Source organism: Pedobacter cryoconitis (assembly GCF_014200595.1).
GTDB lineage: Bacteria > Bacteroidota > Bacteroidia > Sphingobacteriales > Sphingobacteriaceae > Pedobacter > Pedobacter cryoconitis_C.
The window spans coordinates 424,644-437,871 of sequence record NZ_JACHCG010000004.1; the positions used below are offsets into that span (position 1 = coordinate 424,644).

Consider the following 13,228-nt stretch of genomic DNA (forward strand, 5'->3'; position numbering starts at 1 on the left):
CCAGGTTGTACTTGAAGTGGATTCATAGATAACCTGCTCAGGCCACTACCTGTCCCACAAGTTATCCCTGAGGAAATGTCAAAATATGTTAAAGGTTCCTGAAGGTTATGGAAGCTCCTGCATAATTCAATATATTAGCGAGATTAATCTTGTATCACCCGCTATTCATGAACTACTTTAAAATATCATTTGCATTATTTATACTTTGCTTCACACTGGGATTCCAGGCATCAGCACAACAGGATACCGTTATGCTCAGCAATATTCTTAATAAATCAAAGATCATTGCAGAACAGCACCCTGTAGAAAAAGTCTATCTCCACTTTGATAAACCATACTACAGCGTTGCAGATACCATGTTCTTCAAAGCCTATCTTACTTTTGAACAGAATATTCCTTCGCCATTGAGTAAAGTAGTTTATGTAGATGTGATCAACAGCCAGGATTCACTGGTCAAATCACTCAAATTACCAGTCACCAACAGCGTAGCTTACGGAAGTCTGGAGCTTGACATGGTGAACTTTAAACAAGGCAATTATTATGTGAGAGCTTATACCGTCTGGATGTTCAACTCCAGTCCGGATTATTTCTTCACCAAGACTATTCCGATCGGAGAAGCCATAGACAAGAAATTGATTACCCATTTAACCTACAATAACGTACAAACCGATAAAAGCCAGGTCATCAATGCGCAGATTCAGTTTAAGAATCTCGACAAGGCTATCCTTGCCAATAAACCAGTCAACTGGAGCGTCATGTCAAATTATGAGGTGGTGAGTAAAGGCAGAGGAGTCACAGACCAGAACGGTATTTTAAAAATAAGTATTACTCCTAAAAAGAATGAATTCATCACTAAAGGCGATCTGACTACTGAGCTCAACATGGGCAACCAGGAAGTGCTGAACTCTTCTTTTGTACTTAAACCAAAAGCAACAAGTACAGATATCCAATTTTTCCCTGAAGGCGGGGAACTTGTGAAAGGTATCCCGACACAAATCGCTTTTAAAGCCATTAAACAAGACGGAATGGGGATAGAAGTCAAAGGAACTATTGCAGACAGTGATGGGAACCAGATTACTGCTTTTAGTTCTGGCCACCTTGGAATGGGCGCTTTCTACCTGAATGCAGAAGGTGGTAAAACTTATAAAGCAACTGTTACTTTCAGTGATGGCTCTAAGAAAGTGGTTGACCTGCCAAAACCAGTTGAATCCGGAATTTCGGTACAGGCAAATACTGCGAATCCTGATGTGATCAATTTCAAGATCGTAGCCAGCGATACCTACTTCCAGCAAAATCAAGGTAAAAGTGTTTATTTAATCGCACAAAATGCTGGTCAGGTATACTATGCAGCACAAACCAAATTACAGACACAGGTTACCGCAGCAAAAATACCAACCGATAAATTTCCTTCGGGAATTGTTCAGCTTACACTTTTCTCTGCAACAGGAGAACCAATCAGTGAGCGTTTAGCTTTTGTACTGCATAAAAATGCAATGAACCTGACTTTAAAATCAGATCTTCCTGCTTATAAAGTCAGACAAAAAGTAAGAATGACTGTTTCTGCCAAAGATTCTACACAACGTTTAGTAGGGAATTTCTCACTCAGTGTAACCGATCAGCAGAAAGTTCCGGTAGATGAAACTACAGAAACTACGATATTAAGTTCCTTATTACTGACCTCAGATTTACAGGGCTTTGTAGAGCGCCCAAATTATTATTTCGTAAAAACTGATGAAAAGAAACGTGCAGAACTTGATATTCTAATGCTGACTCAGGGTTACCGCCGCTTCTCTTACAAAGAAATCATGGCAAACAGGTTCCCTGCAAACACTTATCTTCCTGAACAGGGAATGAGTATCACGGGTATCCTGAGAGACAGAACTGGAATGCCGGTCAGAAAAGGAGCCTTACGTTTAACCAGTCCCGGGAGAACGCTTTCTTCAGAAACACTGACTACAAACTCTGGTCTTTTCGCCTTCCCTAACCTGGTTTTCGAAGATGGCGCAGAATTACTGATTAATGCAAAATATAATGCAGCAGGAAGTAACATGATGATTGTCCTGGATAATCCGCCATCCCCGGAGGTGACCAGCAATCCTTATCCGGCTACTGAAGTTATCAATATTGACAGTACACTTTCAGCTTACCTTGATAACAGTAAAAAACAATACAGCAATCTGCGTACGCTTAAGGAAGTCAAAATTACCGGAGCAACAGTTAAAAAACCAAGTCATACAGATTATACTGCCTTAACAGGATTAAGTTTGATGCCAGATCATATGATTGAGGGAGAAAGATTAAGTGGCTGTAATGACCTCTTAACGTGCCTTAAGTCTATGGCCATGGGACTTACCTTCGATACAGACAGATTTTTCATTACCCGTGATTATATGCAGGGTAATAAAAGCACACCAGTACAGGTATTCATTAATGGAAATGCAGTAGATGCGATCAACCTGGGCAGTGTTCAGCCAGCAGATGTAGAGTCTATAGAAATTTTCTTAAAAGATCAGCTTGGGCTTGTTTTCAAGAATTACAACTGTAATGGCGTATTGGTCGTAAACACAAAAAAGATTCCTAAGTCAAATATGAGCCTTGCCGACTTAAAGAAAATGATGCCACAAAGCAACATGCTTAAGTTTACCCCTAAAGGATATACGAAAGTGAGAGAGTTTTATGCCCCTAAATACCTGACGCAAACCAGCTCTTATACAGGAAACGATTTGAGGACCACTGTTTACTGGAACCCTAAAATCGTAACCAATGCTACTGGTGACACCGTACTTGAGTTTTATAACGCAGACGGTAAAGGAACCTACAGAGCAGTAATTGAGGGCGTAGATGCCAATGGTAATGTTGGTCGTTATGTATACCGGTATACCGTTAAATAGTATAAGTTAAATCAGCAGCTGGAATTTCTAGCTGTTGATATAACCTTCTAATTGGGAAATGGTCTGCTTTTGATCCTCAATGATGAATTTAACCACATCGCCAATCGAAACCATCCCAATAATCTGATGGTCAGCCAGAACTGGTAAGTGCCTGATGTGTTTATCCGTCATAATCTCCATACAACGATCCAGACTATCATCCGGGGCAACTGTAATCGGATTGCCGGTCATAACTTCGCTTAAAGGTGTATCTGCTGAAGTTTTTCCCTGAAGAACGATTTTCCTGGCGTAGTCCCGCTCAGTAAATATTCCTGATAACTGAGTGCCTTCCAGAATAAGCAGCGCGCTGATGTTTTTCTCCATCATTACGCTCAGGGCATCCAGAACAGATGTTTCTGCCGTAACCGAAAAGATCTGTGCTGATTTAGTGCTGAGTAGTTGTTTTACGGTTTTCATAAGATGTTAAGAGTTAGCTAATTAAATTTACTAAAAAATATTCAGAAGCTAACTCTTTATTATTGACCTATTTTTTCTCCATCTGGCACTTCAATCCTTCCTCAGTCATCACCCCTTCGTACCGGTCATCTACAAAATTTTCCTCGTCACAATCCCAAAGAGAATAGCCATTCAGATAGCGATCGAGGTTTTTATTGATGCGGAGTTTAGTACCTACCGGCAGTTTAATCAGTAATTCAACCCGCTGATCTCTCCAGTATTCCTTTTTTTGCAAATGTACTTCCGGACTAAATTTCAATAGGGAATCCTGCTGTGCAAAATCGTAACGGATATTCTTTGCATGACTTAAAGCCATAGCAAAATCTCTTCCCTGTGAACTGTAGCTTTGGATCAGTGTCGGTACATTCCCTTCACTTTTCTCTATTCTGATCGTTACATTTCTCGGTGCAGCAGAAGATCTTTCAGGATCTTTCTGAATAATCTTTCCGATAAAATCAGATGAATTTAAACGGTATTGTAAACTATCTTCTTTGCTGAAAAACATCGTTTTATCAATTTCCAGCGTATAAACCGGGTAAGTCTTTAGCGGTAAAGTCTGTGTAAAGTTTGCTTCCTCTTTAAATTCAGTCCCGGTTTTTGCGATAAAGAAAATGCCAACTGAGAGTGCACATAACCAGATTAACAGCAACCCGTAAGCCAACATCTGATGGATAGGACGGCTGTTAAATATAATTCGCACTGAAAGCAAAATCATGCCCAATAAAGGAATGGCTATCGCGAAGAAAGCTGCTACGGTAAAAATAGTCAGATAAGATCCGTTGACAATGTTAAAAGGAAATACCTGCGCTGCTCCTGAATACCATACGCCAAGAATCGAAGCCAGTGCCACAAAATCACTCAGTAAAAATATGGAACCAATAATTAGCAGGATAATGGCAATGAACTTAAAAATAATCTTTCCGGAGCCTTGTAAAAAAGTCCCTAAAACAGTGATGAACTCTGTGATAAAGTTACCGGAATGTTTCACGAAAGGGCGGAAGTGCTCATTCGCGCTTTTCAGGTTATCTTTTAAGCTGGACAACTCTTCTTCAAAACTTCTTTTAAATCCTTGCAGGTTTGCAGCCTCCCCTTTCATAGCCATACGTTCTGCCCGGGTAGAAGCTTTAGGGATCGCAACCCATAAAACAAGATAAGCAACCAAACCTGAGCCCCCTAACATTACCGATAAAGCAGCCACAATACGGATAATACTCACATCCATATTCAGATAATGGCTCAAACCAGAACATACTCCTGCAACCATTGCCTCTTCAGTATCTCTGTAAATTTTACGTTCAGCAAATGTGGAAGAATAGGCGTTATTGTACTCTGCTGCTGGCTCTTCATCAGACTGCTCTTCGAAATCTTTAACAGATCCCATTAAACCAATCACTACCTGCACATCTTCCAGTTCAATGACTTGCTTCTGCTGCGTATGCAGAATCTCCGTAAACATTTCTGCAATGCGGTTCTCAATATCAGAAACGATTTCAAAGTCGTCTACACTTTTTCCGAAATGTTGTTTAACCTCAATCAGATAAGTGGTGAGCAGTTCGTAGGCATCTTCTTCGATGTGAATGATAGAATTGCCAATATTTATGTTGAGTGTCTTCTTCATGGTTTAAGGGTTAGTTTGGTTCTTTGATTTTGCAATAGCGAATGATAACTCTTGCCAGGTTCCATCCAGTTGAGCCAGCATTGCAGTGCCCAAAGGGGTGAGTGTATAATATTTACGGGGAGGTCCTGAGGTCGATTCTACCCAGTTATAACTCAGTAGCCCGTTATTTTTCAACCTGGTCAATAACGGATAAAGCGTCCCCTCCACTACCAGTAGTTTAGCTGATTTTAGTTCAGAGATGATATCAGAGGCATAAATTTCTCCTCTTGATATAATCAGGAGCACACAATATTCCAGTATGCCCTTCCGCATTTGCGTTTGTGTATTTTCTGCTATCATAATTCAAAGTTATGTGTTTTATATAGTAATATGCAATACATAGTACTGTATAAAATACAAAAATGAGTATAACATCCTGATTTAAAGGTGAATAATTTTAATGTAAATAATTTTCAGGAATGGTTTTGGGAGACTAAACGCGTCCGCCAGCCAGATTACTGATAAAAAACCACCAGGTAATGAGACCAGGGATCAGGCCAATTACACCGCCGGCTAACCAGATCCATCTTCGGGAAGCGATAGCAATCAACACGCAGGCAACGAAGTAAAGACCAGCTACAATAATTTCTGCACCTACACTATACCATAGGGTTGCAGCCGTACCTACAACGATAAGAATTGCGTTGAGCTTGAGTATATCAAAGGTTGACATAGCCGGCTGATCTGCTCCTTTAAACACATATGGATAGGCAATGGCACAGCCAATTAAAAAGACAATAAGAAAAATAATAACCGGTAGCGAGATCATAAAAGGGCAGATTGATATTTCAAATATACGGCGAAATCCCAACCAAAGATTTCAAGACAGAGAATGTTTGCTAATTAGTACAGAGACAAATGGTTGCATGAACAATACATTCACAAAAACAACCCCTGGCTATAAAATAAAAAAGCCTTGTCAACAGAAAGAAATAATTATCAACATTTTAACACAATTCTGTTTTTTGGCGCAGGGTTTGTTTTAGGTTAAGCAACATTAAATCTTCCAGTTATGCTAATAAAATTGAATCTGATTACTCAAGTCTTTGCCAGGTCAGAGCGCGAGAAACAAGAAAAAGCGGTGACCCGGCAACAATGGATTACTCTGGATAGAATAGTGATGTTAATTTTGTTTCTTGGCGTAATTGCCGGAGCAATTATATTCTCGTAAATAAGAATCTAAATAATATATTAATTTTTTAGCGTTCATTTACATGAACGCTTTTTTTATGCCTACAACAGTAGCGTATCAATCCGGTGTGCCATCACTCTTTCCTGTATTGGTGACCAGGAATAAATGGTAAAATGTCCATCCTGTGAGGCTACCAGCGCTATTGCATCATTCTGATCCTGTATAAACTGTGCAGCAGAAAGGTGACGTGTCCCCCCTACCTTGGCCGGGTGCATCACCACCGCCCCACCACCAGCAATAGGTTCTATAAATGATAACTCTTCAATCAGCTCTTTACCTTTTGCACGGCCAATCTTTGCACCAAATGCCAAAAGTTCATAGTCAGCACTGATCACAGTTGCTCCATCTATAGCCGTTAAACCAGCCAGATGTTCTACTTCCCTCTTCAACACAGTTTGCCAAAAGATCTGGCTCGCTTGTTTCCGGTCCTGCTTCAGTAAATTAGATAATCCACAAAATGCAGGTTGTATCGCATACTGAATGGGTTTGATAATCGATTGCAGCCAGTTCTTAGTCCCATTAGGCACAACCAGCAAAGTTCCTCCACGCTGATGAGAGCGCATAGATACCGCCAGCTGAATCAGCACATTTACCGTATCATTCCAGTAAGAAGGGGCTGTAAGATCCAGCAGTGACAATAACATGGGCGGACAATCCGGATGCCTTGCACTGTTCACATCAACAATCTTAATCTGGTCGCCTTTGAGTACGGCTATATTGGTAAATTTTCCGAACCCATAAATCCTGCGGTGTTTAATCACCAGCAGTGCGGGTTCAGAGACATCTAATACGAAACAAAAATTAGGAATACTGGTCGTTGTCCCCCAGATATAAAGTTCTCCATCTTCCTGCCATACACCGATATGAATACCAGCGCGTTCCACACCGGGAGCAATCTTGGTTAAGATGGTCGGGTTAAGTGGCAAACGGTTTTTAAACAACAATGGGCTCCCTCCTTGTGCAGGTGGCAGAAAAGCCAGTGATATCTTTGGAGAATGACCTTCTTCCTTACGGATACTCGCCCAAAAGGTGGCATCAATAATCGCCTCAACAATCTCTGCCGAGGGCAAAGGAGCAAGATCTTCCTCTCCACTTTCCCTTGCCGCAGCCAGATGCTGCGCAAAGATGGCTTCAACTTTAGGAGCGATAATTTGAGCTGCCTGATAAGTGGGTTTATAGATCATGGCTTAAAGTTAAGATATTAAATTATTTTTTCCATCGCTTTTTACTCCATTCCGACTGCTCGTCTGCTGTTAAAAAAGTCCAGGCTACAAAACGACTTTGTTTCTGTCCCTGAGCCATTTCTACAGTCCTTACGCCTTTAACGCCAACCTTATCCAGTGCATAATAAACAGTTGATAAATGTGCACTTTTTGACACTAAAGTAGTAAACCAGGCGCATTGTTTAGCGATTTGCGCGCTTTCTTCAATCATCCTTCGGATAAACTCTACTTCGCCGCCTTTGCACCACAATTCCGAACTCTGACCACCAAAATTAAGGACAACTTCTCTTCCTTTTTGTTTGCCCAGGTTACGCACTTTACGCTGACTGCCCAGCTGCGCTTCTTCTGCCGAAGCATGAAAAGGCGGGTTGCACAAAGTCAGGTCAAATAATTCTCCGGGTTTAACTACCCCTTTGAATATACTGGAAGCAGAGCTCTGCAATCTGAAAGTTAAATCCTTAGCCAGCGGCGGGTTAATTGCAGCAATATTCTCTGCCGAACTGATTGCACGCTTGTCTACATCTGAACCAACAAATGACCAGCCGTATTCCTGATGTCCGATAATCGGATAAACACAGTTTGCACCGACACCGATATCCAGCACTTTCACTGAATTTCCTTTAGGGATCTCGTTCCCGTTAGCCAGCGCCAGTAAATCTGCCAGGTAATGGATATAATCTGCTCTGCCGGGAATTGGCGGACATAAATAGTTTTCAGGAATATCCCAATCTGATAATCCATAAAAATAGATCAATAAGGCTTTATTCAAAGTTTTTACCGCTTCAGGGTTTGAGAAATCAACAGATTGATCACCATAAGGGTTAATAAAGACAAATTGCTCCAGTTGCGGACAACTGTTAATTAATTGTGGAAAATCATACCTTGAACGGTGTAGATTTCGGGGATGCAGTACTAGTTTTTCAACGGACATAATTTAACGCTTACCTCAAAGGTAAGCGTTAATTGATACATATAGGGGATTTTACTCCGGAAAAGCTGAAATAACTGCTAAGATTTAACTACCGGCGCTAAGAATTCTGAAGAAAGTGCAGCTGCGTTTAACATGAAATTATGCAGCTCATAGTTTTTAATAAACGGCTTTAATAATTCGCTTCCCGGGCCGAACATGGTCAGTTCTACATAGTCTGCGGTATGGTTCATTCCTGCCCATTGTACCAGTGTATATTTTGCCTGGATCTTTGCCAGTTCATTAAATGGCAGGTTAGCGGCATTGTACAACTGACCGGGAATGATGTCAGAGAAGTGTGCGAGTAATTGTTTCGCTTCGGCAGAGGTAACTCCGATACCCGTTCCTGCTTCAATTAATTCGGCAACATTTTTCTCGCTTGATGAATTGTTCAGCTGGTTTAGAATCCACTCGTTACTGTGTTTGAAATGCTGAATCCGGTCAAAGTCTTTATTACTGTCTCCATAGAATAAACCGGGGTTCGCGTTACCGTGATCTGTAGTGATGATCACCAGTGTTTCCCCATCTTTCTCTGCAAATTCAATTGCCTGGCCTACGGCTTCATCAAAGGCCAGCTGGTCAAAGATCAAACCTCCTGTATCATTACCATGTGCTGCCCAGTCTACTTTTCCACCTTCTACCTGCAAGGCAAACCCTTTCGGGTTATCTTTCATCAGTGAAATAGCTTTGCTCATCATTTCGGCCAGTGAAGGTGTACTTTTCATCAGCTCCGGAGAGTTTTTCCGGTCTAATTCATAAGGCAAGCCATCTGGCGCAAAGATACCGAGCACCGGGCCTGAGTTTTTAAGGCCCATCATCTCGTCTCTGTTTTGGGCAACTTTAAAGCCCTGAGCCTGGAACTGAGGAATGATACTTCCACCTTTTCTCTTCGCATCAAAGTGTTCTGCACCACCGCCCAGCATCACATCGAACTTTAGTTTCAGATACATTTCTGCGATTTCATCCTGTCCGTCACGGCTGTCTATATTGACACAGAATCCTGCGGGTGTAGCATGGGTAATTGGTACGGTAGTTACACAGCCCACTTTTTTACCACTCTGTTTAAATTTCTGTAAAATTGGCTGTGGCATTTCTCCTTTCGGGCCCACGTTTAAAGATCCGTTTTTAACACGCATCCCTCCGCCCCACGAAGAGCTCGCAGCAGCAGAATCTGTAACCAGTGAACTTGCTGAGGCCGTATCCATCAGGGCACGGGTAACTTTTGAATCTTTATATAATTGTATCCAGTTTGTGCTTTTACCAAAGGTGCGGTTTGCATAAAGGTCCGCCATGTTTAAAGTCCCGATACTCATTCCATCGCTCACCAGCATAATAATGTTCTTCGCTTTTTTTGCAAATGGTTTCGATTGGGCCAGCAAATCTGCTGGTGATAAAAAAGGCAAGCCTATTCCGGCTAATAAACCTCCTTTTAATAGTGATCTTCTGTTCATGTGTGTGTGCAATTAGTGACAGCAAAAGTATCTTTCACCTATGCGCTTAACTTGAACCTGGCATTACCATATTGTTAATAAAAACAAAAAAACCGCCTGTTTCTCTAAAAAACAGGCGGTTTCAAGCTTAATATGAGTTGATTAGTGATTTGTACGGACGACACCGCCTTCTGCACCATGGCCACGTTTGGCGCAGTATAATCCGAAAATCAGGATATATAAATAGCATAATGCTGGTAGAATGAATGAGGTTTGGATACCCATTGAATCGGCAATACTACCTTGAACCAGTGGCAATAAAGCACCTCCTAAAATCGCCATAACCAGCAAAGAAGACCCTTGACTCACGTATTTTCCTAATCCCGAAATTGACAGGGTATAGATATTGGAGAACATAATCGAGTTAAATAACCCGATTCCTAAAATAGGGTATAAGGCCATGTTGCCTTTGCTGAAAATAGAAACAAGTAATAAAGCGATATTCACGGCTGCAAAGATTACCAGTGTACGTGCAGGAGCAGATTTACCGATCACAAAAGCCACAATATTCAATACAATAAAGACGATAAAGAAACTGGTTTGTGCAAAGGTCAGGTCAACGATACTGAAGACTAATAAATAGACAGCAGCAGCGGCAAGAACCATATAAATAAACTTTTTGGTTTGTGGCAATTCACTTAAAGAAATTGCGCCCAGGAACCTTCCGATCATTGCTCCTCCCCAATACAGGGCAAGGTAATTTTTACTGACTACTTCTGTCAGGTTGGTTACATCTGGTTGCTCCATAAAAGCAATCAGCAAACTTCCTATACCTACTTCGGCACCTACGTAACAGAAAATCCCAAATATCCCCATTTTTAATTGCGGGAATTTCAATGCGCCCAGGCCTCTTTCTGAAGATTCTTCGCTGCTGAAAGATGGCAATTTAACCCGGCTGATGATCAGCGCAAGCACGACAAGGATACCAGCAAAAATCAGGTAAGGAATACGGGTAGAATCTGCCGATGCAGTACCATTTTTTTCCAGGAACAGGGTAAATATTAAATGGCCACCAAGAATTGGGGCAATAGTTGTTCCGAATGAGTTAAAGGCCTGAGTCAGGTTTAAACGACTGGAAGCACTTTCTTCTGGCCCTAATAAAGTTACATAAGCATTTGCAGTGATCTGCAAGATTGTAAACCCTAAGCCCAGTACAAATAAGGCAGCTAAAAAGACGCCATAAATAGAAAGGGTTGCGGCGGGATAAAATAAGCAGCAGCCGACAGCAGAAAGCAGCACTCCTGCAATAATTCCTTTTTTATAACCGACTTTGTTAACAGGATCTCCGTTAAAGTAGGAGATCAGGAAGTAAATTAATGATCCGATAAAATAAGCACCAAAAAAGGCGAACTGTACCAGCATTGACTGTTGAAAGTTTAAATTAAACTGAACTTTTAAGTGCGGGATTAAAATATCATTCATGCAGGTAATAAATCCCCACATAAAGAAAAGGAGCGTCATTGTAACAAGCGGGATAATAGAACTATTTTTTTTAACGGGAGTAGTGGTTTCCATGTTTGATTAAAATATCTGAATTAGTTAAAGCGAAAAGGCCTTGTTTAATATCTCCTAAATCGAATCAGCAAATAAAGGAAAATAAACTGTTTCTTGAATAAGAAATTGTGTTGATTAGGTAAAAATAACGATGTAAGCGGGTATTAAAGTCAAATATTAGTTTTTCTTTATAAGTTTGATGATAAGCTGATACTATGCGAAGATTAATCAAGAGTTTTGGGTATGCGTTATCCGGAATCGCTTATACGGTAAAAACGCAAATGAACTTTCAAATTCACCTGGTAGCAACGATACTGGTTGGAATTGCAGGGTGGTATTTGCAATTATCTGGCAATGAGTGGCTATGGATTGTTTTGGCGATAGGACTTGTTTTAGTTGCCGAACTTTTAAATACAGCAATTGAGTTATTGGTTGACCTGGTTTCGCCGGATTTCAATGTTCAGGCCGGAAAAGTCAAGGATGTGGCTGCGGGAGCTGTCATTGTTGCGGCTTTCATTTCTGTAATTATAGCAGCTATTATTTTTATCCCAAAATTGATCTGATATGCTCCACAAAACCCGTGGAATAGTTTTAAAAACAACTTTATACAGCGAAAGCAGTGTAGTGGTACAAATATTTACGGCTAAATTCGGCATTCAGTCTTATATGGTTAATGGGGTAAAGAAGCCAAAGGCGAAGATCCGGATGAATATGCTACAGGCACTTCATCTGGTCGATATGGTAGTTTACCATAAAACAAATTCCAGTATTCAGCGGATTTCTGAACTCAGGCCTTCTCCTGTATTCCGGACTATTCCTTATGATATTATCAAAAGTACGATCGTGATGTTCCTGAACGAAGTGCTTTATAAAAGTATCCGTCAGCAACATGCGGATGAGAATATCTTTGATTACATTTTCAATGCGGTTTCCTGGTTTGATGAAACAGATGCGGCAAGTGCGAACTTCCATCTTGCTTTTTTACTGAAGTTATCCCGGTTTTTAGGTTTTGCACCAAGCACAGAGACTAAAAGTGACCAGAGTTATTTCGATTTGCAGGAAGGTGAATTCAAGTCTTTGCCTCCTGTTCACCCCTATTTTATAGAAAAAACAGCGGCAGAATTATTTATTTCTTTGTTCACGACTCCTTTTGAAAAATTAAATGAAATAAAAATAGACAACGCGACAAGAAGACTTGTTCTCGATAAAATACTGATATACTACACCTTACATACCGCTTCTTTTGGCGAAATAAAATCTCACCAGGTATTGGAAGAGATCTTATCTTAAAAATATTAAAAAAGTTTTGGAGTTTTAGTTTAGAGGTGTATATTTGCACTCCCAACAACGAAGAAGGTTATTCAAATAGCAGAAAACAATGAGGGAAGAACCAAGGGGAGATTAGCTCAGCTGGTTCAGAGCACCTGCCTTACAAGCAGGGGGTCACTGGTTCGAACCCAGTATCTCCCACCAAAAAAGCCCGCCAGGCTGTTACATGGCAAGAACCAAAGGGAGATTAGCTCAGCTGGTTCAGAGCACCTGCCTTACAAGCAGGGGGTCACTGGTTCGAACCCAGTATCTCCCACTTCAAAAAGCCTTTCAGTAATACTGAAAGGCTTTTTTGTTACCTATCAATTCTGGATCTCCAAGGCATTTCAAGCTATATGCGGATCAATTCATAAACTTGTGGATCAGGGATTAAATTTCAAGTTTTGGGTTTGATATTTTCTTAGTTCAAAGCAGATGGTTACGGTTCTTTAATAAGCTAATTACTCCCTGATTTTATATTTCAATTTATGTCCGCAGGTTAGTTTTCCAC

Annotated in this window: 12 protein-coding genes and 2 tRNA genes; 6 read left to right on the forward strand and 8 right to left on the reverse strand. The window is 40.8% G+C overall.

Annotated features, from left to right (window positions below):
* Positions 1-167: 167 nt before the first annotated feature.
* A complete protein-coding gene (locus HDE70_RS21640) occupies positions 168-2,891 on the forward strand; it encodes a carboxypeptidase regulatory-like domain-containing protein (RefSeq protein ID WP_183891800.1) in 2,724 nt (907 codons plus the stop codon).
* A gap of 27 nt (positions 2,892-2,918) precedes the next feature.
* On the opposite strand, the gene HDE70_RS21645 is transcribed toward HDE70_RS21640, so the two are convergent.
* The 4 genes from HDE70_RS21645 to HDE70_RS21660 all read right to left on the reverse strand — a co-directional run bounded on the left by HDE70_RS21645 (position 2,919) and on the right by HDE70_RS21660 (position 5,812).
* Positions 2,919-3,347: a CBS domain-containing protein gene (locus HDE70_RS21645; RefSeq protein ID WP_183891801.1), complete on the reverse strand. Its 429-nt coding sequence runs from the start codon at positions 3,345-3,347 to the stop codon at positions 2,919-2,921.
* A gap of 67 nt (positions 3,348-3,414) precedes the next feature.
* On the reverse strand, positions 3,415-5,004 hold the full coding sequence (locus HDE70_RS21650) for a PspC domain-containing protein (protein WP_183891802.1): 1,590 nt from the start codon (positions 5,002-5,004) through the stop codon (positions 3,415-3,417).
* Between the two features lie 3 nt (positions 5,005-5,007).
* Complete coding sequence (locus HDE70_RS21655; protein ID WP_183891803.1) at positions 5,008-5,343, reverse strand: PadR family transcriptional regulator; 336 nt, start codon at positions 5,341-5,343, stop codon at positions 5,008-5,010.
* A 133-nt stretch (positions 5,344-5,476) separates the two neighbouring features.
* Complete coding sequence (locus HDE70_RS21660; protein WP_183891804.1) at positions 5,477-5,812, reverse strand: hypothetical protein; 336 nt, start codon at positions 5,810-5,812, stop codon at positions 5,477-5,479.
* 243 nt (positions 5,813-6,055) lie between these two features.
* Here HDE70_RS21660 and HDE70_RS21665 point away from each other — a divergent pair, with 243 nt between their 5' ends.
* On the forward strand, positions 6,056-6,214 hold the full coding sequence (locus tag HDE70_RS21665) for a hypothetical protein (RefSeq protein ID WP_183866017.1): 159 nt from the start codon (positions 6,056-6,058) through the stop codon (positions 6,212-6,214).
* A 62-nt stretch (positions 6,215-6,276) separates the two neighbouring features.
* Here the strand turns inward: HDE70_RS21665 and HDE70_RS21670 are convergent, their stop codons facing one another.
* The 4 genes from HDE70_RS21670 to HDE70_RS21685 all read right to left on the reverse strand — a co-directional run bounded on the left by HDE70_RS21670 (position 6,277) and on the right by HDE70_RS21685 (position 11,430).
* Positions 6,277-7,419: a putative sensor domain DACNV-containing protein gene (locus HDE70_RS21670; protein ID WP_183866018.1), complete on the reverse strand. Its 1,143-nt coding sequence runs from the start codon at positions 7,417-7,419 to the stop codon at positions 6,277-6,279.
* Positions 7,420-7,441: 22 nt separating this feature from the next.
* Positions 7,442-8,389: a 23S rRNA (adenine(1618)-N(6))-methyltransferase RlmF gene (gene rlmF / locus HDE70_RS21675; RefSeq protein ID WP_183891805.1), complete on the reverse strand. Its 948-nt coding sequence runs from the start codon at positions 8,387-8,389 to the stop codon at positions 7,442-7,444.
* Positions 8,390-8,466: 77 nt separating this feature from the next.
* Entirely contained in the window at positions 8,467-9,876 is a 1,410-nt protein-coding gene (locus HDE70_RS21680; protein WP_183891806.1) for an alkaline phosphatase, read from the reverse strand.
* Between the two features lie 141 nt (positions 9,877-10,017).
* Positions 10,018-11,430 carry a sugar MFS transporter gene (locus HDE70_RS21685; protein WP_183891807.1) on the reverse strand — a complete coding sequence of 471 codons (1,413 nt, stop codon included), beginning with the start codon at positions 11,428-11,430 and terminating at the stop codon, positions 10,018-10,020.
* A gap of 194 nt (positions 11,431-11,624) precedes the next feature.
* On the opposite strand from HDE70_RS21685, the gene HDE70_RS21690 reads away from it, so the two are divergent.
* The 4 genes from HDE70_RS21690 to HDE70_RS21705 all read left to right on the forward strand — a co-directional run bounded on the left by HDE70_RS21690 (position 11,625) and on the right by HDE70_RS21705 (position 12,994).
* Entirely contained in the window at positions 11,625-11,972 is a 348-nt protein-coding gene (locus HDE70_RS21690; protein WP_183891808.1) for a diacylglycerol kinase family protein, read from the forward strand.
* A 1-nt stretch (position 11,973) separates the two neighbouring features.
* Complete coding sequence (gene recO / locus HDE70_RS21695; protein WP_183891809.1) at positions 11,974-12,699, forward strand: DNA repair protein RecO; 726 nt, start codon at positions 11,974-11,976, stop codon at positions 12,697-12,699.
* A 105-nt stretch (positions 12,700-12,804) separates the two neighbouring features.
* Positions 12,805-12,882, forward strand: a tRNA-Val gene (locus tag HDE70_RS21700).
* A 37-nt stretch (positions 12,883-12,919) separates the two neighbouring features.
* A tRNA-Val gene (locus HDE70_RS21705) sits at positions 12,920-12,994 on the forward strand.
* Positions 12,995-13,228 lie beyond the last annotated feature (234 nt).

Bases quoted from the DNA above. Each gene is read 5' to 3' on its own strand.
- HDE70_RS21640 (WP_183891800.1), top strand. From the start codon at position 168: ATGAACTACTTTAAAATATCATTTGCATTATTTATACTTTGCTTCACA.
- HDE70_RS21645 (WP_183891801.1), bottom strand. From the start codon at position 3,347: ATGAAAACCGTAAAACAACTACTCAGCACTAAATCAGCACAGATCTTT.
- HDE70_RS21650 (WP_183891802.1), bottom strand. From the start codon at position 5,004: ATGAAGAAGACACTCAACATAAATATTGGCAATTCTATCATTCACATC.
- HDE70_RS21655 (WP_183891803.1), bottom strand. From the start codon at position 5,343: ATGATAGCAGAAAATACACAAACGCAAATGCGGAAGGGCATACTGGAA.
- HDE70_RS21660 (WP_183891804.1), bottom strand. From the start codon at position 5,812: ATGATCTCGCTACCGGTTATTATTTTTCTTATTGTCTTTTTAATTGGC.
- HDE70_RS21665 (WP_183866017.1), top strand. From the start codon at position 6,056: ATGCTAATAAAATTGAATCTGATTACTCAAGTCTTTGCCAGGTCAGAG.
- HDE70_RS21670 (WP_183866018.1), bottom strand. From the start codon at position 7,419: ATGATCTATAAACCCACTTATCAGGCAGCTCAAATTATCGCTCCTAAA.
- rlmF (WP_183891805.1), bottom strand. From the start codon at position 8,389: ATGTCCGTTGAAAAACTAGTACTGCATCCCCGAAATCTACACCGTTCA.
- HDE70_RS21680 (WP_183891806.1), bottom strand. From the start codon at position 9,876: ATGAACAGAAGATCACTATTAAAAGGAGGTTTATTAGCCGGAATAGGC.
- HDE70_RS21685 (WP_183891807.1), bottom strand. From the start codon at position 11,430: ATGGAAACCACTACTCCCGTTAAAAAAAATAGTTCTATTATCCCGCTT.
- HDE70_RS21690 (WP_183891808.1), top strand. From the start codon at position 11,625: ATGCGAAGATTAATCAAGAGTTTTGGGTATGCGTTATCCGGAATCGCT.
- recO (WP_183891809.1), top strand. From the start codon at position 11,974: ATGCTCCACAAAACCCGTGGAATAGTTTTAAAAACAACTTTATACAGC.